We start from the raw sequence: 23251 nt of genomic DNA, 5'->3' as shown, positions 1-23251 counted from the left end.
ATATGAAAACGCTATACCTTGAAGTTGCGAAGCAATTGAGTGAGAAGTGCCCATTCTTGCGAATGATAGATCTAGACCTTGGGCAGATGGAAACTCCATTTGGTGCTACATCACGACCAATGGTGGCATACCCATGTGCATTGATTACTATTGATATCCCGAGAGTAGAGGATATTACCATCCTAACCCAGAGATGTGTGGCTACAATTACTATCCGTTACAATATTGATCGAACCCAAGATACGGCATTGCATGTGAGTGAAGCTCGACGCTCTCAGGGCTTAGAGCCTTATGATCATATTACTGAAATATACAAAGCTCTTCAGGGCTTTTGGACACCTCACTTTTCGCCACTTCATCGTACTCGGCAGGGGCGAGAGCATAGTGCACCCAAGGGTATCTTTCGATATACCATTCAGTTTGAGACAGAGTTTGAGGATTTTTTGGCAGAAGAAGATTAATGATATGGATAATCGCATATATTACGCTGTGGGAGGGTATGCGGACCTCTTCAAATTTCCTCCTCGTAAAAAGCCATTAACCAATAATTGGAATGATGAGGATGGGCTGGAAGTGGATCTAAGAGTTCCTCTATGGGATATTTATAATGTAGAATTAAGGGTGGTGTATTATCCGAATGCTTATAGCCTAATTGACCGAATGAGTGATAAGCTGGGTGATAAAGCTAAATATCTGATTCCCGTTTCTATTTCAAATCATACTTATAAATACCATGTAAAGATTAGCGAAGCGACAATAATCTATCAGTGCATTAAACCGATTGAGTTTTGGCAAGATTTGAGTTATGAGCGTGGCTCACATCGCAAATATGATGTACAGGACCATACACTTAACGATATTAAGCTGGGTGATATGGGCATACTGGTTAATGAAGTATGGGATGATTTGAAGTTTCCTCAGCTCTACAAAGAGCATGATTATGGATGCAATAGTCTTGACTTGAGTGGAGTAGAAGTTTATCAACAAAATAAGAAAAAGAAAACCAGAGAAATAGCAGCTCGGTGCACAATCCCATTTAGTGATAAATACCAGCTATTGGGGGCATTGGCAAAACTAGCAGAACAAGTAACTCAACCAGATGAACAGAAATTTGATGGTATGCAAGGTTACTATACTCGCATGGACGAGTGTAGCATTACGAGAAACAAGTTTGAATTCACATTTAATTTTCAATTAATATGAAACTAAAGATATATAACTATAATAGCCAACAAATCGCAGATGTGGAAGTCTCCGACCAATCAGATGCAACTTTTGCCATAATGCAGAGCGGTCGCTTGACCCTACACTTCAAAAGTAAACAGGTGATAAACTTCACGCCAAGTAGCTGGTGCCAATTTGAGGGTGTCAGGTTTATTCTGGTGTACCCTGAGAAAATAACAAAGCTATGGAAGGGATACTACGAATACACAGTGATATTTCATACCGAAGCAGAGCTAACCAAGATGAAGCTTGTAAAAGACCCCTCGAACGTCGCTCGAACGTCATTCGTCTTTACGGGTAATCCACGTGAGTTTGCTACACTAATAGCTCGCTCACTCGGGAATGAGTGGAGCGTAGGGCAATGTATAGACTCATCCTATAACAAAACGATTGCCTTTAAGCAGGATTCTTGCTGGTCTGCACTTGGTAGAGTTGCCCAAGAGTTTGATACCGAATGGGTGATTCAAGGATACCAGATTTCTTTTAAGAAGCATGAACTTAACGCGACTAATCCCCTGAAAATGTCTTATGGAAAAGGAAAAGGGTTTGTAACGGGAGTATCCAGACAGGGGAGTTCAGACCAACAAGCCATAGGCCGATTGTATGTGCTAGGTGGTAGGAGAAATATTGACTATGCTGATTATGGCGATAGTGCCTTACACCTTCCGAGAAGTTGGTCAGATGGCCGACTTCGGACTGATGAGAATGGAAAGTATATTGAATTTATTAATGGCAATGGAAATGAAGGGGCGGTAGAGCTTACTGAAATATACCCTCATAGAAAAGGTACAGTGAGTGGGGTGGTCACTGTCAATGCCCAAAAGAATTTCTATGACATCATTGATGGAAGTATTCCTGAATCACTTAACTTCAATGATTATCGAATACCGCAAGAAAAAGCGTCTATTAAGTTTGAGACAGGAGCACTTGCAGGTAGAGAGTTTGATATTAAGCAAACACAGGATGCTCTAACTGGATATCATCATAGTGAGCGTAGGATAGAGATAGTACCAGCCGAGCATGATGGAATTGTAATGCCATCAGCAGAGTGGATGCCAGCGGTAGGTGATAAATATGCTATTTTTGGCATCAAATTACCTCATGAGTATGTGAGAAAAGCTGAAATGGACCTACTCAGTGAAGCGATTAAAAAGATTAGTGATGAAAATAAAGTACCCTACACGTTTGACGGAAAAGTTGACGGGATTTGGAGTAAAAGTAAGTGGCTGGAGGTAGGTGGAATATTGAAGCCAGGTGGCTATATCTTTTTTATCGATGAGGAATTTCACCCACAGGGTACTCCAATACGCATTACTAGCGTGCGATATCAAGTCAATAGCCCTCACACACCAGATATCACACTGAGTAACACTTCAATCAGTGGTACATTTAGTAATAAGATTGACAGTATTTCGGCTAATGATGTAATCTATAAAAAGCAAATAGATGGTGTAGTACGTCATCAGAGGTATGAGTATCAACAAGCTTTGGAAGCTATTGGAATGATTGAAAAGGCCATGACTGGTGTAGAGGACTTTACCGCGGGGATTAAACCATCCGTAATGCAGACAATGGCAATATTAATCGGTAGCCAAAGCTCACAGTTTGATTTTGTTACAGGTTTTAATACTACTCAGACGGCTAATTTTTGGGTGTACTACAATCAAGCTAGCCAATGTGTGGAGATAAATTCTGCTTATATCAGACATCAAACTTTAGGAATTACTTCGCTTAGTAACGCTCGTAATCCCACGGATTATCGATACTGGTACCTTGATAATTATATATCTCCAGCACTTACTGATGCAAAATCTAGTTATTATATATACGCTAAGGTTGAACGAAATGGCTCAAAGGGTTATTTTCTTCTCTCTGAAGAACCAAAAAACTTTGAAGGTGAAAATTGTTATTTATTACTCATAGGAACGTTGTCTAGTGAAATAGAAGGATCAAGGGTATATAATAGGCTTTATGGTGTATCTATGTTAACACCTGGGCAAATGTTAGTAGATCTAATTAGCTCTGCTTCAGGTGGTCTAACAATTGATCTGATCAAGTCAGAAATAATTTGTGAGATGCTTAAATTTCGCCGTCCACAAGATGGTGAAATCCTTAATGCTGTAAAAATTATAACAGATGTAGATAACGTGATAAATGCATTACTGAATGGCATTGTGAATGATAGGCCAGCCCTCGAGTTTCTCGTAGATATGTATAATAAAGGTGCTTCAATAGCACAGATGGGAATTCTTTTTGCAAAGGCAATGCTTTTTAGTAATAGTAAGGATAATGTTACTGCATACATTAATGGTGATAACAGTAGCAATATTCCGTTCGTTGAGGCAGGTATTAACAATTTTGGATCAGCTAATCAATCAAGTACTTTCTCGCTTTATCACGATGGGTCATTCAGAGTAGGAACGCCAAATAGTTATTTGAAATATACCCCTGATGTTGCTAGTAAATTTGGCCTTACTTTGTTCGGATCAGGGCTTAATATGCCTGGGGTATTATACATAGGAACATTTGTTGAAACAGGGCTTAGGCCTGTTATCGGAGGAATTGTAAATAGGGAATTTGAATGGGGTCAGTTAGCTAATACTTCTAAGAAAGTAAAGATGATATTTACTGAACAGACACAAGAATTTTTTAAGTATACAGTTTTGCATTATGCAGGAACTGTTAATTATATACCTATAGTGATATCAAATCGGTTTGTGAAGTATGATAATAAGTTGGATAATAGCTTTGATGCATATTTTGACACTGCTTTCGAAGGAAGTGAGCAAATCACAATAATGATAGCTGGGAAAAACTTAGAGGCTTATGATTGATGTTTTAATAATCAGTATTAGTAAATTTGCGTATGATAGATAAAAGAAAAATAGCAATCATACGTATGGATTCAAAGACCTGTACTCAAGGCATACTTTCACCAAGAAGTTATGCAGAAGTTGAGAGCCTTTGCGATCCTAATTTTTTCAGATGGCTTTTCAACGATGATACTTTGCAGCCATTTACGCTACCTAAATATTATAGTGTGGATTGGGAGCAATTCCTTAGTGAGCTTGAATGACATTTAAAATGTAATTTATGGGCATTATTTATGTGATTAATTTCATTACGCTACTATGGTACAGTTGCAGATTAAATTATTCAATCAATATTACTACTCAATACCCTCATAATACTTGTACTTTTTGATTTGTCATTATGTACTTTTCGTTTTTTTGATTATACATATAATCTTTAGGACAGAGGATTTTCACCCACAAATCTCTCCGCACTAATGGCTGCCTTACAGCCACTTCCAGCTGCAGTGATAGCCTGACGGAAGTGTGGATCAGCTACATCACCAGCAGCATAGACTCCTTCTATATTTGTATCGGGCATGCCATTCTTAGTAACGATATATCCTTGAGCATCAAGATCAATTTGACCATTTAGGAAGCCAGTATTAGGAGTATGTCCTATCGCAAGGAAGAAGCCATCAATCTCGATATCTTTTTTAAATTCATTCTCTTCACCCTTGTTCACTACAAGATGAGCTCCTTCGACTCCATTTTTACCAAATAGACCTACAGTCTGATGTTTCCATAGGACCTCAATCTTGTCATTAGCCAAAACACGCTCTTGCATCACGACAGAAGCACGAAGTTGGTCTCTACGAACAATCAGGTACACTTTCTTTGCAAGAGAGGATAGATAAAGAGCCTCCTCACATGCTGTATCGCCACCTCCGACAACTGCAACGACTCGATTACGATAGAAAAATCCATCACAGGTAGCACAAGCACTAACACCCATGCCAGCATAAGTCTTTTCATCTGGAAGTCCTAAGTATCGAGCAGTAGCACCAGTCGCGATAATCACAGACTCCGCCTCAATATTATAATCACCTCCATTGACTTCTGCGATGAATGGACGCTTACTTAGATCTATACTTGTGATGGTTCCATCACGCATGTCAGTTTTAAATCTTAAAGCTTGCTCTCTTATGTTCATCATCATCTCAGGGCCTGTCATTCCCTCAGGATTTCCTGGAAAGTTCTCTACTTCAGTAGTAGTAGTCAACTGTCCTCCTGGTTGCATTCCTTCTATCAATACTGGTGACAGGTTAGCTCTAGCAGCATATATTGCTGCTGTATATCCAGCTGGACCTCCCCCAATGATCAATACCTTTGTCTTAACTATTTCTTTAGCCATAACTATTCATTTATATTATCTTAAATCTATAACCATAATACCAGGAAGTTTGTTCTTGGTAAACCTATAAAAGTCTTTCTGTTGCATTCCTTTAAAGGCTTCTTGTTTAAGGCTCCTTAATTTCACGACAACATTCTCCTCTACGCCCTTTTCCTTAAGAATGAGGGATAAAGGCAATCCATCCCTCGAAATCTTCACTTCTATCCATTCTATGTCTGACGAACGATAGGGAATCGCCTTCAATAAGATATACTCTCCATCCGCACGTTCTGTTATTTTGTAGTCTTTAGAGTTTATCCTATTAAGATTGAGAAGCGGATTAATCTCCACTAAATCTGCAGGCTCAGGAGTAGTCAAGTTCACTTCTCCACTCTGAGCAACATACACCCATAAATCCACCCCATCATACCAAGACTTCAGCAACTCACTCTCGAAGTAAAACTTATTACCATAACCATAATAGCTCGCAGGTTGGTCTTTGTATTCCCCAATAGTATATACGAGTTGGATCTGTAGCCCCTTTGAAGCATCAAGCCATTTGTATAGCTTACCTAATGAGGTCTCTTGTGCTAAAAGAGATGATGGTAGCAAAAAAAGTAAAGCACCGATTAATAAAATGTTCTTTCTCATACTCATTTGACAATAACAAAACAAAAAAGTTTATTCGTCTGGATTAAGGACTCGCCTTAATTGGTCCTCATTCTGCACAAGTACCTCTCTAGGCTTCTGCCCATCTTGTGGCCCAACTATACCAGCATGCTCTAACTGCACCATCAAGCGAGCAGCTCTATTGTATCCAATCGCAAATATTTGTTGTATAAAAGAAGTACTAGCTCTCTGCTCCACTACCAATCGGTATGCCACCTCATTAAATAGCTCATCTCTTTGGGAAGGGTCCTTCGCCCCATCACCAACAAAGCCATCGCCTGAAGGTCCCTCTGGAACTGGCTTAGGAAGTTCATATGCCTCAGAAAATCCTCTTTGACTACTGATAAAATCAACCAATGCATTAACCTCAGGAGTGTCGACAAAGGCACACTGTACACGTGTCAAATCATTCCCTTGAGAATACAGACTATCACCTCTACCTATTAATCGATTGGCTCCAGAGGTATCTAAAATGATTCTTGAGTCAGTAGATGACATCACCTTAAAAGCAATACGACCTGGGAAGTTAGCCTTAATCGCCCCAGTAATGATGGAGGCCATTGGTCTCTGAGTGGCAATAATCGCGTGAATACCTACAGCTCTTGCTTTTTGAGCTAAGCGAGTAATAGGCATTTCTATCTCCTTACCGCCCGTGAGCATCAAATCACCATACTCATCTATTATCAAAACTATGTATGGTAAGAATTTATGTCCATGTTCAGGATTGAGCAATCTCTTTTTGAAGCGTTCGTTATACTCCTTTATGTTACGCATATTAGCCTTTGCCAACAATGTGTAACGCTGCTCCATTTCCTCACAGAGAGAATTAAGCGTATCTAGAACTCGCTTAGGATCAGTAATGATGACTTGATCTTCCTCTACCAGCTTAGCCATATAGTGCTTTTCTATTTTACCATACATGCTAAACTCCACCATCTTCGGGTCAATCATCACGAACTTGAGTTCTGTGGGGTGCTTTTTATATAGGAGTGAGGTTATCACAGCATTCAGCCCGACGGACTTACCCTGACCTGTAGCCCCTGCTATCAAGAGGTGAGGCGTCTTCGCTAAATCAAAAATAAAGACATCATTAGTAATGGTCCTACCAAAAGCAACAGGCAACTGAGCCTTACTCTCTTGGAAAGCTTTCGATGCAATTACTGATCGCATACTTACTATGCGAGGATTCTTATTAGGCACTTCCAGACCTATCGTTCCCTTACCAGGAATAGGTGCTATGATACGGATACCCATCGCTGACAGGCTCATAGAGATATTATCCTCTAAGCTCTTAATTTTAGAGATATGGATACCAGCAGCAGGGACCACCTCATATAGAGTAATAGCTGGACCTACGGTAGCCGTAATAGAGGTTATCTCTATTCTAAAGCTCTCAAGGGTACTAATGATAAGTTGCTTATTCTCATCGATCTCTCGCTGATCGATCTCCTCATTCTCTTGGTCGTACTTCCGTAAGAGCTCTATACTAGGCATCTCATATCTAGAGAGCTCCAACTTAGGGTCATACAACCCTTGCTCTGAGACCAACTGCTTAGCTCTCGCCTCAGCCTCACTCACTGAGACTTCATCTGTAGCATTCCTCAGATCGACCACGTCAATTTTCAAGTCCCCTTCCTTTGAAGGTACACTAGTCTTAGCTCTAGGCATAGAAGACAGCTCAGTAGTGCCACCAACTACAGGCTTTACAGGTGGGCCTGCAGGCGTCTCATTAACAATAGGCATTTCAGGCGTAGCAGGAACTGGCTCTGAAGGGGTGGCATCTTTCTTTGACTTCTTTTTTCGACTAAAATACTTCCCAAGGCCCCAATTTTTCTCTTTCTTTTCTTTTATGATCTCTTCTTCTGGAGATTCTGTCTGGACCCATTTTCTACTTGTCCAATGCAGGTATCGATGTCTGATCGGCTCAAAGAAAATGAATAAGATCAATAATAAGCCTAGAATGATCACAAGTATGACTCCAGGCCATCCGATCATGATCTTCAATTGACGAAACATCTGATGTCCCAATACGCCACCAGGATAAAAGAAAAAACGCCCTACAAATGGCTTGAAAAGACTTGCTAACGTTAGTGAACTCCAAAAAGTGGCAATAACACTAAAGAAAATGGTCTTAAAATACTTAACTCGCAGATAGGGTATCTTAAGAAGCCCAACGCCAATAGCACCAATAAGGTAAATAATGAATACGACCCCTAACCCTACCCACTCATTAACCATCTGGTTCATGAGTTGATAGCCGATCACACCTGTTTTGCCATCTATCTTCTTGCTGAACTCCTCAGGAGAAAGTCCCGAGCTATTCATCAAGACGCTTTGATCAGCAGCACCATACTTAAGGTAAGAGAATAAAGCGACTAGCAAAAAGAGGGCAAGCAACGTTAGTAAGCCACCTGTAATGGTTGTATATGCACGCTCCTCCTTCATCCTCGTAAAGGCATTTCTCCACTGCTCACGCATACCTCCATCCTTCGATGCTGATGTCCTACGGACGTTAGCTCTGGGGACAACTCTTTCTCTAGTTTTTTTACTCATCGTTACTATACTATGCTCTACATTAGTCTCTATTTTTTTAAGAGACAAAGGTACAATTCTTATCTTAAATGGCTGGTAAACTCATCCCTGTAAATTTGCGATAGAGATCCAAAGCATAGACATCCGTCATCCCACTGATGTAATCAAGTGCGGACTGAATCTTACCATACATACTCTTACGACTCATATCATATTGTGGAGGGATACGATTGAACCAAAGTCTAGAATAAGCGTTGTCAGGCTTGGTCTGTGCCTCAATCAACGTATCCAGAAGGTACTCAAAGATACGAAAACCCGCAAACTCAATATCCAAAACTTCTTTGGCGAAATAAATCTTACTAAAGGCAACCTCTCTGGCTCTCTTATATGCTTCTCGCTCACGCTCCGGCATAGACTTGATCAAACTCCCTCTGAACGTCCCACACATAATATCCTCTTCATACTTCAGAAATGTAGTAATAGAAGCTTCCACCAATGCTCCTATAGCAGTACTCCTAAGGTATGCTATCTGCTCATTATCATCAGTTACTTTCTGAAGCACCGCCTCTACTCCCGGCATACGATCTGGATGTAAGAATGCGGTCATAAGCTCCATACACTCCTTTTTGCTGATCAGTTTGAGCTTATAGGCATCCTCCAGATCCATGATTTGATAGCAGATATCATCCGCTGCTTCTACCAAATAGACCAGTGGATGGCGTGCGAAGCGGGGCAGTCCCCCATCCTCCGACAGTCTCAATATCCCCAGATGGTTCGCTATCCGACTGTAGCTCTCCTCCTCGGTAGCAAAGAAGCCAAACTTTCCATCCTCTTCAGAATCCTCCGAGGTATATGGATACTTCACAACAGAAGCCAATGTGCTATAAGTCAACACAAAGCCTCCATCCCGACGCCCTTTAAAGGCATGAGTCAAGAGCCTAATAGCATTTGCATTTCCTTCGAAATGAGCAAAGTCTTGCCACCGGTCCCCTTCTTCTCTTACTTGATCAAGCCACTTCTGTCCTTTCCCTTCAAGGAAAAATGCACTTATAGCACGCTCGCCAGCATGACCAAAAGGCGGGTTGCCCATATCATGTGCCAAACAAGCAGCTGAGACGATCGCCCCAAAATCAGAATGATCCACTCCGATGTCAGGCTCTCGTTCACAAATAGAGCGACCAATCTGAGTCCCTAGTGAGCGTCCAATGCAGCTCACCTCCAAACTATGAGTGAGCCTATTATGAACGAATATACGACCAGGAAGAGGAAAGACCTGAGTCTTATTCTGCAACCTGCGAAATGGAGCAGAAAATATTAGTCTGTCATAATCCCTCTGGAAGTCAGTCCTATTGGATTGCTTCTGCTCATAATTCTCTAAACCAAATCGACGATCACTCACGAGTCGTCGCCACTCCATTCTCTCTGTGCTCTTACTCATTGGCTATATTTTTCATCCAGTATTTCCTTAAGCACTTTCATCCCTTCACTACCTCCCATCCTTAAGTGATGAAATGAGCTTGAGCCTGGTACCTCTTTAGGATCTATAAGATAGATAGGTACACCCTTGCGAACAAACTGAACCAACCCAGCAGCAGGATAGACATTCAAGCTCGTGCCTACGATCAGAAAGATATCCGCTTGCTCTACCTCTCTCATCGCATCGGTCATTCGTGGCACAGGCTCGCCAAAGTAAACAATGAATGGACGAAGCATATTCCCCCTCTCATCCTGATCCTCTACAGTCATCCTTAGACGTCCCTCAGGCAGTGGCAAAGGGTTAGACAAGTTAGCTACACTACAGCACTTCATTAGCTCACCATGCAGATGAATCACATGGCTACTGCCAGCTCGCTCATGGAGATCGTCTATGTTTTGAGTTACCACTGTAACATCGAAGTCATCCTCAAGATCGGCAAGTAACATATGACCCTCATTGGGCATCGCTTGGACGCACTGTTCACGACGATCATTAGCAAAGTTAATGACCAATTCGGGATTACGTCTAAAGCCCTCAGCACTTGCCACATCTTCGACATCATACTGCTCCCACAGTCCACCTGAATCCCTAAAAGTAGCGATACCACTTTCAGCACTCATGCCAGCACCAGTAAGAGCCACTAATTTTAGTTTCTTCTTCATTCTTCTCTCCTTATATTTTACAAAAACATGATCAAACCGTTAGTCCGCCATCATCCATACTATCTAATATAGGGTCACCAGTCCTATTTCCGGCTCCCATAGATGGGGACTCATTGATGCGAGAGCTAAAGGTCTGTACATTATCATTATAAACCTCATGATCCAATGCAGAGGAGAACTTGATAATATAATCTTGGAATCGTAAGTACTTCGACCCTATCTGACCATTACGGTGCTTTGCAATAATAAATTCTGCCAATCCCCTCACATCTCTATTATCTTCGTCCTCAATAATACCATAGTACTCTGGACGGTGAATAAAACAGACCATATCGGCATCTTGCTCAATTGCTCCAGACTCACGCAAGTCTGATAGCTGTGGTCGCTTACCCTCCTTGGGACGAGACTCCACGCTACGATTCAACTGAGATAAAGCTATTACCGTTATATTCAACTCCTTGGCTAATTGCTTTAGTGAACGACTGATAGTACTAACCTCCTGCTCACGATTGGCATTAGCCTTAAGTCCACTTGCTGTCATCAATTGCAGGTAGTCAATCACGATGAGCTTAACTCCATTTTCCCTAACGAGACGACGTGCCTTACTTCGAAGGTCGAAGACAGACAAGCCAGCATTATCATCTATATAAATTGGGGCTCTCTCTAGAGTAGGAAGAGCATCTACAATTTGCTGCATCTGATCGGATGTAAGTTTACCTCGCTTAATCGTATCATTAGGAACTTCTGTATGGTTTACAATCAGACGATTAATCAACTGCCCCTTACTCATCTCCAGACTGAATATAGCCACAGGAATACCATAATCCACAGCCATAGCCCTCGCCATAGAGAGGACAAAAGCGGTCTTACCCATACCTGGACGTGCTGCCAGAATCACCAAGTCACTGGGGTGCCAACCAGAGGTCATCTCATCGATCTCACGAAAACCAGTATATATACCACTGATACCCTCCTCTCGCTCGGCGGCCTGCTCAATATCTTTCAGTGCTCCCTTCAATAACTCACTCACATGCTGCACATCATCTTTGTCTGCCCCCTGAGTGATCTCAAAGAGCCGACTCTCAGCATCTGCCATGGTGTCTGTGACTGGGTTCGATTCGTCAAAAGCATTATTAATAACACTATTACCAAACGAAATCAAATCACGCTGCAACATCTTATCAAAAAGAAGTCGTGCGTGGAACTCTAAGTGAGCAGTAGAGTTAACGAGAGCTGATAAGGTTGCAACGTATGCTAGCCCATCTGTCACTTGGAGCTTTCCATCTAATTTTAATTGCTCTACGACCGTCTGGGCATCAATCGGCTTTTCATCCAAAGCCAATTGCTGAATAGCCTCATATACATACCTATTTCGAGTATCATAAAAACACTCAGGCCTTAGGATTTCCGAAACGGATGGAAACGCATCCCGCTCCAAGATAAGAGCACCCAATACCATCTGCTCCACCTCGATATTATGAGGCGGGACAGTGGATGCCAACGCCTTAGAGACAGACTTAGGGACGCTCTTACTCGTTTGGCTACTGACCTGTGCTTCACTATAAGCATAGTCTGTAGTAAATTTTTCTGGACTTGGCATATCTTATCTTCTTACCCGTAACAAATTTATTTAGTCTAACTTCAGGACAGCTAAGAAGGCTTTCTGTGGCACTTCTACGTTACCCACCTGTTTCATCCTTTTCTTACCTTCTTTCTGCTTCTCTAGCAACTTACGCTTTCGAGAGATATCCCCTCCGTAGCACTTCGCCGTAACATCCTTTCGAACAGCTTTGATAGTCTCTCGTGCGATAATCTTCGCACCGATAGCAGCCTGAACAGCAATATCAAACTGCTGTCTTGGAATTAACTCCTTGAGCTTCTCACACATACGACGGCCCAAACTCTGAGCATTATCGATATGAGTAAGTACTGACAAGGCATCTACACTCTCGCCATTTAACAAGATATCCACCTTGACGAGCGAAGAGCGTTGATAATTATTGATATAATAGTCAAAGGAAGCATACCCCCTACTCACGCTCTTTAGTCGGTCATAGAAATCAATCACAATCTCTCCTAAGGGCAAATCATAAACAAGCTCTATACGATTACCAAATAGATAGTCTTGCCTTACGAGGTTACCACGCTTGCCCAGACATAAGGTCATGATAGGACCAATGTAGTCCGTAGTCGTTATAATAGAGGCCCTGATCATCGGCTCTTCTATATAGTCTATGGTAGCAGGGTCTGGTAACCCCGAGGGGTTATGCACCTCTATCTTCTCACCTTTTTTAGTATAAACAAAGTAAGAGACGTTGGGAACTGTCGTGATCACATTCATATCAAACTCCCTATCCAGACGCTCCTGAACTATCTCCATGTGTAATAACCCAAGGAAACCACAACGAAAACCAAAGCCAAGGGCGACAGAGCTCTCCGGAGTGAACGTCAGCGAAGCATCATTGAGCTGAAGCTTTTCTATAGCGGTACGCAGATTCTCAAACTCAGAGGTTTCGATCGGATAGACTCCAGCAAACACCATCGGCTTAACCTCCTCGAAGCCCTCAATGCCTGTTGTTGCACCTCCTTGTACATGAGTAATGGTATCTCCGACCTTTACCTCTGTTGAGGTCTTTATTCCAGAGATGATATAGCCTACATCACCAGTTCGGACCTCCTTCTTAGGGATCATAGCTATCCGAAGAGTCCCGACCTCGTCAGCCTCATACTCTTTTCCGGTAGCAACAAATTTAACCTTGTCTCCACTATGAATAACCCCATTAACCACCTTGTAATAAGCAATAATCCCTCTATATGGATTAAAGACGGAGTCAAAAATCAGACACTGTAGCGGTGCTTCAGGATCTCCCACAGGTGGGGCTACTCGCTCTATAATTGCGGCAAGGATATCCTCCACCCCTTCACCAGTCTTTCCACTGGCTCTCAGGATTTCGCTCTCATCACACCCCAAGAGGTTAACAATCTCCTCTCCCACTTCTTCGGGTCTAGCACTAGGCAAGTCGATCTTATTGAGCACAGGGATGATGGTTAGATCTTGCTCCAAAGCCATATAAAGATTGGAGATGGTCTGAGCTTGAATTCCCTGGGCAGCATCCACAATCAGCAAAGCCCCCTCACACGCAGCGATAGACCGAGAGACCTCATACGAGAAGTCCACGTGTCCTGGGGTGTCAATAAGATTCAGTACATATTTCTCCCCCTTATATATATAATCCATCTGCACAGCATGACTCTTGATCGTAATGCCTCGCTCTCGCTCCAAATCCATGTCATCTAGGAGCTGATCCTGCGAATCTTTTTGATTTACAGTGTGGGTAAATTCCAATAGTCGATCGGCTAGAGTACTCTTACCGTGGTCAATATGTGCAATGATGCAAAAATTTCGAATATGCTTCATGTAGTCTTTATATTATATTTCTTTAGCTTACAAATATACCCAATCTAGCTCAAAATGCCTTATCATAAATTAGACAGCAAATGATTCAGGAGTTATCGTTCAAACCCCTGAATCACCTTATATTCCAACAGATGGATACAGTAGGAAGATGTTGTTATGCGTCCTTTAAAATGGCACTATGAGATTGATACCATTGATCCTTAGCGTAGATAAAAAGTACACTTCCATCTTTAATCGTATCAATCACCTCCTTCGCCAACTGACGAGGCACAGCTGGACAGCCTAAGCTCCGGCCTAAACGATGTCCGCCAGCCACAACACTTGGATCACAATAATCTGCTCCGTGCATTACGATCGCACGCTTATAGGCCAGATCATTAACCCCCTTTTCTAGCCCATACAATTTTAGAGAGTAACCATTACTGCCGTTGTAAGTTCCACCAGTAAGAAAAAATCCAAGCGAACTCATATAGGATCCCTCCTTGTTGGAGAATCGAGTTGCCATCATATCCCCGCTATTTCTACCATGAGCCACTAGACTCTTGCAAAGGACCCTTTGGTGAGCCATATCTATCACCACCATACGTTCTTCGGTAGATGGCTTAGAAAAATCGATGAGTGTGAGGACCTCACGGCCCTTTTCCTCAATCTTATTATACCCTCTCAGTGCAGTTCTAAAGGCATCGAAGCCAACCACATCATTTAGCTTCAATGTAGCATATAGTGCACCCTCCACCACCACAGAATCATTGAGATAAATAGCTCCAACTTCTCTCGATGCCTCAGTCCTAGAGGGAGATAATGCTGCTATACACACCGCAATAAATCCTAGCAATACTTTTCTAAACATTCCCTTCAACCCTTTTTTATTAAAATCTTATTCTATAACAATCACAAATGCACCCAATGTGGGAGCCCAATTATATACAAACTCAGCATGTGACGTCGCATTACGCACACACATATGTGAACGGGGAATCGTCCCCAACGTCCGGCTATACTCTATTTCTTTTGAATTCACTCCATTAACTGGGACTCCATGTATATATCCTCCATTCGAAAAGCGTGAAGCGTATGGAGCGTACCCAGCCAAGTCAGAAGTTCCGTCTTTCAGGTAAAACATCTTTCTCTTTTTCTGCTGAAGCATAAAAATGCCGAGGGGAGTCTCATGACCATAAGGAGGATTATGCTTTCCTGTAGTTGCTGGATTCATACTTCGTACTACCCACTTGGCAGGAGCCTCACGCTCTAAAGAGGCTATGTTTTGGTCCGCGACATCAACAAAGACGACATGATCAATACTCACAGAATCGGGAACGAGTGTCACATACCTTTTTTGGGTGAGCCACACCTCTTCCGAGTCAAGGAGACTCAGTTTGTAGAAGGACCCGATACTATCTATAAGATGAAATGGTGAACCATCCCGACCATAGCGTCTTGGGACTATACTATCTGACTCGCTATAAAGAGGCACAGACTGATAACGATGGATACCAAGCGAGTCAGTAACCAGTCGATAGCCCTCATCTCGGTGCCAGTTATGCACCAAGGGAGCCTCTCGGTTCATATTCCTATAATTCTGAAGCACCCCCCACCGCTCTGGCCTATCATGATGATTTTCCACTACAGCCAAGTACTCTTTAATAGTATCCCACTTAAAAGTCCTAACGGTGTCTTCATACTCATAGGAATCCTCTAGAGTATATTTATCATACAGCAAGTCTTTGCTGATCTCTATATCACTACTCTCTACTAGTTTCGGCTCTGGGTCAGAAGACTCTACAGCCAACGTATCTGCTTGAAATCGATCCTCATCTTTCTCTACACTAGACTTAGCATTAGTGCATGAAAGGAAGAAAACTAGTAGCAATATAACGTTTCCCAACTGGAATATCCGATACATTCTCTATTTTATCTATAACTAGCGGAGCAAAAGCCTCTCAACTACAGACAAGTGCTCCAAATATCATTCTTTATGTCAAACTCAACGTTGCAAACATACAAATATTTACCGAGAGTAAAGATCTTATCCTTATGGGTACGTATTAAGAAAACAAAAAAGACTCAAGACCTGAACAAGCATCTCAAAAAAAAATAGTGTGGTCTTAAATAGCTCACCTAGTAATAATACGATTGTATTCTTAAGTCCAAAAGACACAATGCTGATACTTATGGATTGTAATAAGACGAAACATACCGTTTTTTGTACATTTACATGAAAGATAAACACTTATTAATTTTCACGCAACATTTAGGTAAGTGCACATCTCTTATTATGACATACCCATGACGACACAGGGTTAAATGAATTTTATTTTCAAAGAGTGTTGCGGAATAATTGGCAATGAAGAAGATATTTGCAACAGTAATGGCTCTATGCATTACAATCTTAACGACCTCTAACATTCAAAAGGGGCACAATAACCATAGCCCTTCCCCCAGCAACACTATACTTAATGACACGGTGGAATTAGTATCAGATTCTGAAAGGGATAGCATTGCCAATTTCATGATTGAATTATATGGACTTGATCAAGGAATAAGGAATAGTGACTTAAAGAATAGACATCCAGAGATATACAACACAGTTCTTCTAAGTACCGACTCTATTACTTTTGAGCGTTTCATCTCTTTTGTTAAAAGATATGGATTACCCACTCGGGAAATGATGGGAGAGTACTACGATTTAGAACCTATCCAGACATTATCCAGTATTATATTTCTTCATAACCCCCACCGACTTGTAGAGCCAGAAACTTACAAATTATTGAAGAGAGAACTAGCAAATCATAGGATAAAACCAGAAGCATTAGCTATTATTCTTGATAAGTACTATGTTGCATACCACAATAAAACGATTTACAATTCACCATTTAAAGCTTGGACAAAACATAAAGGAGTCCTCCTGTCAGACAAAGCCTTATCTGATAGTCTTCTACAAGATATAGGGCTTACACCTCTCCCAGACTCTGTTTTTGTAAATGAATGACCATATGTAGTGCAAAGCCAGATTCATTCAAATTGGTCAAATAGATACGTTCTCCAAACGCTAAATAACCATTAATGACACATTAAAAACAGACAAAAATAGCATATTGAAAGTATCATTAATACGAGCACTAAAAGACACACAATACTAATTAACAGTACACTTAGCGAGCCATTACCTTAAAATTTCTCCACCACATGGGTGGAGAGATTTTTAACCTACACGAGTCAAACGATGCTCAATTGTACGTATACATTACATTTGCCCATTATGCATTTTTCTAATACGTAGAAAGACTGTATCGATTAAGCCTTGTCTGTCAGAAGTGCAACATTTTTTATCTTGATGTGAGATATGAAATCTCACAATAAACAAGATGTGCCTAAGCTATCTCTAAAGACATCTAACACCAGACTTATTAGCTAAGCCCACATCAGCAAACCGGCACAGATAATAACGCCCGTAACAAGGAAGTCAATCAAGCAAAAGCCCATAATATCCCGTGCCCCTAACTTGGCAATACCTAAGGCTGGAATAGCCCAAAATGGCTGCACCAAATTGGTCCAAGCATCTCCCCACGCAATGGCCATCCCTGTCACCACTGGTGAAACACCTAATGAAGCTCCAGCAGGCATCATAATAGGAGCTTGCACTGCCCATTGTCCTCCACCTGAGGGGACGAAGATATTGACAATTCCCGCACTCAAGAAACTGAGCAATGGAAAGGTGGTAGAATTAGAAATCTCTATACACCCGTGACTAATCTCAGTAGCTAAGGAGCTACCTCCTGCTGTCCCTACCATAATACCCATAATGCCGGCATAGAAAGGGAACTGAAGTAAGATACCTGCACTACTCACGGCTGATTTAGTAAAAGACTTCACATAATTAATAGGCCGTTTATGAAGTATCATCCCCAAAAAAAGGAAAATCATAATGACAGTATTCAAATCTAGTGAGCCGCCTCTATAGAAAAGTTTTATCACTAGATATGATAAACCCAGTAGTGTGATAAGTAGATTTAGGATTATGCTCCTCTCTGCTTTCTCAGCCGGTGTGTTCGTTAATGGATCCTCTTCCTCTTGAACCTCAATCAATAACTTCTTATTAATTGTGATGGCCTCTCCTTTCTTAGGATGCATCAGTGCATTTATCAGTGTTAGAGCTACGATAACCGCCGCAACCATCACCAAATTATTAACGGAGAAAATAGTCTCAGAAATAGGAATAGCCTTAGTCAGCACACCCATAGAGACATTAGTCAAGGCTTCACCCTCTGTTGCCATCGCCAAAGGAATAGAGGCTGATAAGCCACTATGCCATACCACAAAGCCACTATATGCAGACGCAATTAACAGACGATAGTCTACTCCATCCAGCTTGCCAGCTATCTCCTTGGCAAAAATAACACCGATAATGAGACCAAAGCCCCAATTGATCCAACATGCAATTGAGGAGACCAAGGTAACTATGAAAATCGCAGAAAACGGAGTTTTAGGCAATGACGCCATCCTCGACAGACCTTTCTTAACAGATGGTGCATCAGCTAGGGTTGATCCACAGACCAATACCATCGCCATCTGCATTGAGAAAGCCAATAGGCTCCAAACTCCATCACCCCAATTCATCACGACATCCACAAGAGTATGACTACAGATACCCATGGAAAGGACTACAGCCAATAAGGTTAAAATAATCGCAAAAATAAATGGTTCTGGGAGATACTTCTGTACAAACTTTACAGATCCCCTAATCAATGATTGAAACATAGCAAGAAGTTATTATAAGATCGATATTTTAGTAATATTTGCAAATTTACTAAAGTTTCGCACGAATCATCATATAATAAGCAAAATAAACAAGGGGTTAAGGCAATAATTAACGATCTAATAATCGTCAACCGAATTTAAGGACATAATGCTTATCTACATCTTTGTCTCACAGATCACGTCCTCAAGAATATCTTATTAAGGGCCCTCTCCTCATCAGACTGTGCTAACTTATGAAGGCAATATGAAAGATAGTCATCGGAAAATGATCACCTAGAGGAGTAACAATTCTTCCTATTGGAAGCAGAAACGCTTCTCATAGGAAAAAATATTTTTTCCTATGAGAAGAAATTAAGTTTCATATAACCAACGTGGGATCCAATAAAACTAGCTGATAATCAATATGTTGTGACTTCCATTAAGAGGCTTGCTCATTAAAATCTCTATTATAATTGCATATAGAAGCTTCCTATGCTAAAAATGAAGTTTAGGGAAATAATACTCAACAAAAACTAGAGAATTAATACTACATCTCAATCTAGTGCCTAGTGCCTATTCAGTCGAACTCACGTTAATAAAAAATAAAAAAAATGACGCCAAATAAATTCTTAATTAGGAGCTTTTCCCAATCCTCTAAGGTAAGTTGCACCTGGCACTTAAATCTAGGTTACAATTCAAAGAGGGTAGACATTAGGAATTTTATTATATTGATCTTACATAGATGGGTTATGGTGCAAAACAAAATAAAAAAAACAGAAAAGTCTATGAATATTGAAGAATACTAGCTTGAACTGTCAATCAATAAATACATAACTTAATAAGCTTGAATTTAAACAAAATGAAAACGAATATGGAAACTGGAAATATTGCTCGGATGAGTACTGATCTTAAGATGTTTGGCTTAAAAAACAGGAATAAACCCGAAGTGTGGGAAGATGGCTTAAGAACCACTGGAGAGAAAGGGACTTTTGAATGGTGGTATTTTGATGCCCACCTGGATGACGGCTCTACGATTGTTATTCTATATCACACAAAATCTATGACAAAAGCAGACAAGCCACTTACACCTTACATTATACTTACCATTGACAAAGAAGATGGATCTAATATTACAAAAACATATGAATACAACGCGGAAAAGTTTTCTGCATCAAAAGACTCGTGTGATGTCAACATTGATGGTAATTATTTCAGAGGAAACTTAAAAGAGTATGAAATTTACTTTAAAGATGAAGACCTTGAATTAACTGCAAAAATTCATAGAACCTCAGAAAGCTGGCGTCCTGGAACGTCAACACATCTATTTGATAGCAAAGGAGAAAAATATTTTTCGTGGGTCGCAGCAGTTCCAAAGGGAGAAGCTGAAATAACCTACACTTACAAGGGAGAAAAAACTCAGACAAAAGGCTCTTGCTATCACGACCATAATTGGGGGACTATAAGCTTAGCAGAAGTACTCAATCATTGGTATTGGGGAAGAGTAGATATAGGTCCTTACAACATAATTGCCAATCAATCTAAATACAATAAAGAGTATGGTAACTCGGTACTTAAGATTATTAACTTCTCAAAGGATGGTAAGGTAGTAGCAGATAATGAGGATTATCTTACTGTTTACAGAAGTATTCCTATGCTAGACGAAGAATTCAAAAAAGACATTAGTGATGATTTGGTCTTCATATATGATGACCCTAATGATGATTATCGATATGAACTATACTTATTCAGAGAAAAGACAATACAAGCTGCTGATTTATTAGAAAATGCGGTTGGTGGAAAGGGCTTAAAATATGCTCTTGCAAAAACGTTCACAGGTTTTGATGGAGCTTATTATAGATTTCTAGGAAAAGCTGAGTTAAAAGTATACAAAGGTAAGAAACTGATAGAAGAATATGATAGTACAACTGCTGTTTGGGAATTAATGTATCTAGGGAAACCGCTTGAATAAAAAAACGACATCCCACATTGCATAAAAATAACAGCTCATACGGTAGTAAATCCAAGAATTACAGCGTGCTTCAATTTGTCATAACTTGACAGAGAAGTGCTAAGCAGTCGGCTAGTATTCTCATACTCACCACCATTGAGGCGTAATAGCTTTACTATGTTTCGCATCGTGCCTCAATGGTGGTGGCTATAACGTAAGTTTAATACGAGTTCTATTTAGACGACTGTATCGAGTGCGTCTTTATCAATGATTTCATGGATTAAGAAAGGCTTTTTGGTCCCATTATAGAGTCCTGTCTCTTGACTTAAGGACTCTATATCTTGACATGTGAAAAAGTATGAGTATCGTCATGTCCTCACTGTCAAAAAGATGTGATCTTCTATTTCTTCTCACGCTCTTCGTTCTTTGGCATTCTCAGCAACGACGCGATCAAACTAAGTAGATAAAACACCGGTCGCACGAAAATATTTCTCTCAAAGTGCTTTACAAATGACACACGATACAGCTGAACGACTACGTGGTATTTAGTTTTGTTCCCTAGGTAAATCTCTATACATCATACAGATCTAAAGGAAATTGGGTACCTTTGAAGAAGAATATATAAACATTATTATACAGATGACTATGAATGTAAGAAGATGGATGCCATGGGCATTTTCAACTATTTTAGTATTCCTGCTCGCCTCATGTGCAGCTAAAGTTAAACCTCTGGATGCGAGTTATGTAAGGACAGAGCCCCAACCTCTTGAACTCAAGGGCGGGAAGGTTCCCGTAACCATTCATATTAACTTCCCAGACAAATGGTTCCCTAAGAATGCAACGATGCGTATCACCCCTGTTCTCAAGTTTGCAAAGGGTGAAAGATGGGGTACAGAATATAGATTTCAAGGGGAAAAGGTGCGTGGTAACGCGACCACTGTAACATACAACAATCCTCGCTCTGCAACGCTTCACTCAGACTTTGTCTATAAGCCTGAAATGGCTGTATCAACCCTAGTACTCATGATAGAAGCTGAGATAGGTCATAAGCAAATAAAGCTGGCAGATATTAAAATCGGCGAAGGTGTCCTCTCAACGGAAGCATTGGCAAGTGCAGAATATAGCTCTCCAGCTATCGCACCTGATATTTTCCAAAGAGTGATTAAAGAAAAGTACGATGCTGACATTCACTTCCTTATACAGCAGGCTAACATCCGTGGCTCAGAGCTAAACAAAATGGATGTCAAAGAGTGGAAAAATGTGGTAGAGAGTGCCAATACAACACCCAACCAACGAGTAAATGTCGAAGTGCAGGCATACGCATCTCCTGATGGAGGTATAGAGCTGAATGAAAAGCTGGCCGCACAACGCGAGAAAAACACGACAAAAGAACTAAAACGTGAGTTCAAAAAAACGAATACTGACGTGGAGGTTGATGCCCACTACACTGCTCAGGACTGGGAAGGATTTAAGGAACTGCTGGAGAAGAGCGACATTCAAGACAAGGAAATTGTGCTAAGGGTCCTTTCCATGTATGATGACCCTGAGGTTCGTGAGCGAGAAATCAAGAACATCAGCTACGTTTTCGGTCAGCTAGCGGACGAGATCTTACCGCTCTTACGTCGTTCTCGCCTCGTTGCCAATGTGGAGATCATCGGCAAGAGTGATGAGGAGATTGCAAAATTAGCCAAGGAACGTCCAGGGATGCTCAACCTAGAGGAGTTGCTGTATGCAGCGACTCTTACCAACGACATAAGCCGTCAACGTGCTATATATACATCTGCGACACAGGTCTCCCCTAATGAGCCACGGGCTTACAATAACCTCGGTGCACTGGCTTACAAAGAAGGCAACTACGCATTAGCAAAACAATACTTCGAAAAAGCTCAGTCTATCGACAGAGCAAATAACATCGTAACACCCGAGACGATGATGAACATGGGGTTAATCAAGATGCTCGAAGGTGACGATAATGAGGCACAAACACTCATCGGGCAGGTATCTGGTGTACCTGAATTAAATGAAGCGCTTGGGCTCATCTACATCAAGCAAGGTAAGTACCCTGAAGCAGCTAAGGCTCTATACGATGCTCGTACAAATAATGGTATCCTAGCTCAAATCCTAAATAAGGACTACAACAGAGCTTTGGAGCTATTCGACATGACCACAAAGAGGGATGAGATGACATACTACCTACAGGCCCTAATTGGAGCACGTACATCACAAACCGATATCATCCAGAAGGGAATCACAGAGGCGGTAAAGATTAATCCATCCATCGCCCCAACGATCCTGAAGGACAAGGAATTTGCGAGATATGCTACTCAACGCTTCTTCCTTGATGCTCTCCAATAACAACAAAAGTTAGTGTTGTCTAAATAAAAGAGGTGTAACTGATC

At 41.1% G+C, this 23251-nt stretch carries 18 protein-coding genes and 1 pseudogene; 7 read left to right on the top strand and 12 right to left on the bottom strand.

Annotated features, from left to right (window positions below; genetic code table 11):
* Nucleotides 1–2: 2 nt before the first annotated feature.
* The 4 genes from QYZ87_04720 to QYZ87_04705 are packed head-to-tail and all read left to right on the top strand — an operon-like array spanning nt 3 to nt 4300.
* Nucleotides 3–461 carry a hypothetical protein gene (locus tag QYZ87_04720; GenBank protein MDN4753835.1) on the top strand — a complete coding sequence of 153 codons (459 nt, stop codon included), beginning with the start codon at nt 3–5 and terminating at the stop codon, nt 459–461.
* Nucleotides 462–465: 4 nt separating this feature from the next.
* The gene (locus tag QYZ87_04715) at nt 466–1203 is read left to right on the top strand and encodes a hypothetical protein (GenBank protein MDN4753834.1); all 738 of its coding nucleotides are present in this window, start codon (nt 466–468) and stop codon (nt 1201–1203) included.
* Complete coding sequence (locus tag QYZ87_04710) at nt 1200–4058, top strand: hypothetical protein (GenBank protein MDN4753833.1); 2859 nt, start codon at nt 1200–1202, stop codon at nt 4056–4058. The genes QYZ87_04715 and QYZ87_04710 overlap by 4 nt, the downstream gene beginning before the upstream one ends.
* Nucleotides 4059–4090: 32 nt before the next feature.
* Entirely contained in the window at nt 4091–4300 is a 210-nt protein-coding gene (locus QYZ87_04705) for a hypothetical protein (GenBank protein ID MDN4753832.1), read from the top strand.
* A 173-nt stretch (nt 4301–4473) separates the two neighbouring features.
* On the opposite strand, the gene trxB is transcribed toward QYZ87_04705, so the two are convergent.
* From trxB to QYZ87_04660, 9 genes are all read right to left on the bottom strand, one after another.
* Nucleotides 4474–5430 carry a thioredoxin-disulfide reductase gene (gene trxB / locus QYZ87_04700; GenBank protein ID MDN4753831.1) on the bottom strand — a complete coding sequence of 319 codons (957 nt, stop codon included), beginning with the start codon at nt 5428–5430 and terminating at the stop codon, nt 4474–4476.
* Nucleotides 5431–5445: 15 nt separating this feature from the next.
* Nucleotides 5446–6060 (bottom strand): LolA-like putative outer membrane lipoprotein chaperone, encoded by a 615-nt coding sequence (locus QYZ87_04695; protein MDN4753830.1) that lies wholly within the window; start codon nt 6058–6060, stop codon nt 5446–5448.
* A 30-nt stretch (nt 6061–6090) separates the two neighbouring features.
* Complete coding sequence (locus QYZ87_04690; GenBank protein MDN4753829.1) at nt 6091–8631, bottom strand: DNA translocase FtsK; 2541 nt, start codon at nt 8629–8631, stop codon at nt 6091–6093.
* Between the two features lie 64 nt (nt 8632–8695).
* Nucleotides 8696–10027 carry a dNTP triphosphohydrolase gene (gene dgt / locus QYZ87_04685; protein ID MDN4753828.1) on the bottom strand — a complete coding sequence of 444 codons (1332 nt, stop codon included), beginning with the start codon at nt 10025–10027 and terminating at the stop codon, nt 8696–8698.
* Between the two features lie 17 nt (nt 10028–10044).
* Complete coding sequence (locus QYZ87_04680) at nt 10045–10749, bottom strand: Sir2 family NAD-dependent protein deacetylase (GenBank protein ID MDN4753827.1); 705 nt, start codon at nt 10747–10749, stop codon at nt 10045–10047.
* Between the two features lie 31 nt (nt 10750–10780).
* Nucleotides 10781–12349 carry a replicative DNA helicase gene (dnaB, locus tag QYZ87_04675; GenBank protein MDN4753826.1) on the bottom strand — a complete coding sequence of 523 codons (1569 nt, stop codon included), beginning with the start codon at nt 12347–12349 and terminating at the stop codon, nt 10781–10783.
* Between the two features lie 30 nt (nt 12350–12379).
* Nucleotides 12380–14167: a translation elongation factor 4 gene (gene lepA / locus QYZ87_04670; GenBank protein ID MDN4753825.1), complete on the bottom strand. Its 1788-nt coding sequence runs from the start codon at nt 14165–14167 to the stop codon at nt 12380–12382.
* Nucleotides 14168–14321: 154 nt separating this feature from the next.
* On the bottom strand, nt 14322–15017 hold the full coding sequence (locus QYZ87_04665; protein MDN4753824.1) for a murein L,D-transpeptidase catalytic domain family protein: 696 nt from the start codon (nt 15015–15017) through the stop codon (nt 14322–14324).
* 27 nt (nt 15018–15044) lie between these two features.
* Complete coding sequence (locus QYZ87_04660) at nt 15045–16070, bottom strand: L,D-transpeptidase (protein MDN4753823.1); 1026 nt, start codon at nt 16068–16070, stop codon at nt 15045–15047.
* A 441-nt stretch (nt 16071–16511) separates the two neighbouring features.
* Here QYZ87_04660 and QYZ87_04655 point away from each other — a divergent pair, with 441 nt between their 5' ends.
* On the top strand, nt 16512–17156 hold the full coding sequence (locus QYZ87_04655) for a hypothetical protein (protein MDN4753822.1): 645 nt from the start codon (nt 16512–16514) through the stop codon (nt 17154–17156).
* A gap of 422 nt (nt 17157–17578) precedes the next feature.
* Here the strand turns inward: QYZ87_04655 and QYZ87_04650 are convergent, their stop codons facing one another.
* Nucleotides 17579–18925, bottom strand: coding sequence for a short-chain fatty acid transporter (locus QYZ87_04650; protein ID MDN4753821.1), 1347 nt, complete (start codon nt 18923–18925; stop codon nt 17579–17581).
* Between the two features lie 850 nt (nt 18926–19775).
* On the opposite strand from QYZ87_04650, the gene QYZ87_04645 reads away from it, so the two are divergent.
* Nucleotides 19776–20873 (top strand): hypothetical protein, encoded by a 1098-nt coding sequence (locus QYZ87_04645; protein MDN4753820.1) that lies wholly within the window; start codon nt 19776–19778, stop codon nt 20871–20873.
* Nucleotides 20874–20908: 35 nt separating this feature from the next.
* On the opposite strand, the gene QYZ87_04640 is transcribed toward QYZ87_04645, so the two are convergent.
* Nucleotides 20909–21040, bottom strand: coding sequence for a hypothetical protein (locus tag QYZ87_04640; protein MDN4753819.1), 132 nt, complete (start codon nt 21038–21040; stop codon nt 20909–20911).
* Nucleotides 21041–21173: 133 nt separating this feature from the next.
* Nucleotides 21174–21263, bottom strand: a pseudogene (locus tag QYZ87_04635) (IS982 family transposase).
* 234 nt (nt 21264–21497) lie between these two features.
* On the opposite strand from QYZ87_04635, the gene QYZ87_04630 reads away from it, so the two are divergent.
* Entirely contained in the window at nt 21498–23207 is a 1710-nt protein-coding gene (locus QYZ87_04630; protein ID MDN4753818.1) for a tetratricopeptide repeat protein, read from the top strand.
* The last annotated feature ends 44 nt before the right edge of the window (nt 23208–23251 follow it).

The organism is Porphyromonadaceae bacterium W3.11 (genome assembly GCA_030434245.1).
Taxonomy (GTDB): Bacteria; Bacteroidota; Bacteroidia; order Bacteroidales; family Porphyromonadaceae; genus Porphyromonas_A.
Note: the sequence above shows the minus strand (reverse complement) of the source record. Positions and strands in the feature narration are given on the sequence as shown.

What these genes read in the sequence shown, in the direction of transcription:
- QYZ87_04720 (MDN4753835.1), top strand. Translation starts at nt 3, where the DNA reads ATGAAAACGCTATACCTTGAAGTTGCGAAGCAATTGAGTGAGAAGTGC.
- QYZ87_04715 (MDN4753834.1), top strand. Translation starts at nt 466, where the DNA reads ATGGATAATCGCATATATTACGCTGTGGGAGGGTATGCGGACCTCTTC.
- QYZ87_04710 (MDN4753833.1), top strand. Translation starts at nt 1,200, where the DNA reads ATGAAACTAAAGATATATAACTATAATAGCCAACAAATCGCAGATGTG.
- QYZ87_04705 (MDN4753832.1), top strand. Translation starts at nt 4,091, where the DNA reads ATGATAGATAAAAGAAAAATAGCAATCATACGTATGGATTCAAAGACC.
- trxB (MDN4753831.1), bottom strand. Translation starts at nt 5,430, where the DNA reads ATGGCTAAAGAAATAGTTAAGACAAAGGTATTGATCATTGGGGGAGGT.
- QYZ87_04695 (MDN4753830.1), bottom strand. Translation starts at nt 6,060, where the DNA reads ATGAGAAAGAACATTTTATTAATCGGTGCTTTACTTTTTTTGCTACCA.
- QYZ87_04690 (MDN4753829.1), bottom strand. Translation starts at nt 8,631, where the DNA reads ATGAGTAAAAAAACTAGAGAAAGAGTTGTCCCCAGAGCTAACGTCCGT.
- dgt (MDN4753828.1), bottom strand. Translation starts at nt 10,027, where the DNA reads ATGGAGTGGCGACGACTCGTGAGTGATCGTCGATTTGGTTTAGAGAAT.
- QYZ87_04680 (MDN4753827.1), bottom strand. Translation starts at nt 10,749, where the DNA reads ATGAAGAAGAAACTAAAATTAGTGGCTCTTACTGGTGCTGGCATGAGT.
- dnaB (MDN4753826.1), bottom strand. Translation starts at nt 12,349, where the DNA reads ATGCCAAGTCCAGAAAAATTTACTACAGACTATGCTTATAGTGAAGCA.
- lepA (MDN4753825.1), bottom strand. Translation starts at nt 14,167, where the DNA reads ATGAAGCATATTCGAAATTTTTGCATCATTGCACATATTGACCACGGT.
- QYZ87_04665 (MDN4753824.1), bottom strand. Translation starts at nt 15,017, where the DNA reads ATGTTTAGAAAAGTATTGCTAGGATTTATTGCGGTGTGTATAGCAGCA.
- QYZ87_04660 (MDN4753823.1), bottom strand. Translation starts at nt 16,070, where the DNA reads ATGTATCGGATATTCCAGTTGGGAAACGTTATATTGCTACTAGTTTTC.
- QYZ87_04655 (MDN4753822.1), top strand. Translation starts at nt 16,512, where the DNA reads ATGAAGAAGATATTTGCAACAGTAATGGCTCTATGCATTACAATCTTA.
- QYZ87_04650 (MDN4753821.1), bottom strand. Translation starts at nt 18,925, where the DNA reads ATGTTTCAATCATTGATTAGGGGATCTGTAAAGTTTGTACAGAAGTAT.
- QYZ87_04645 (MDN4753820.1), top strand. Translation starts at nt 19,776, where the DNA reads ATGGAAACTGGAAATATTGCTCGGATGAGTACTGATCTTAAGATGTTT.
- QYZ87_04640 (MDN4753819.1), bottom strand. Translation starts at nt 21,040, where the DNA reads ATGCGAAACATAGTAAAGCTATTACGCCTCAATGGTGGTGAGTATGAG.
- QYZ87_04630 (MDN4753818.1), top strand. Translation starts at nt 21,498, where the DNA reads ATGAATGTAAGAAGATGGATGCCATGGGCATTTTCAACTATTTTAGTA.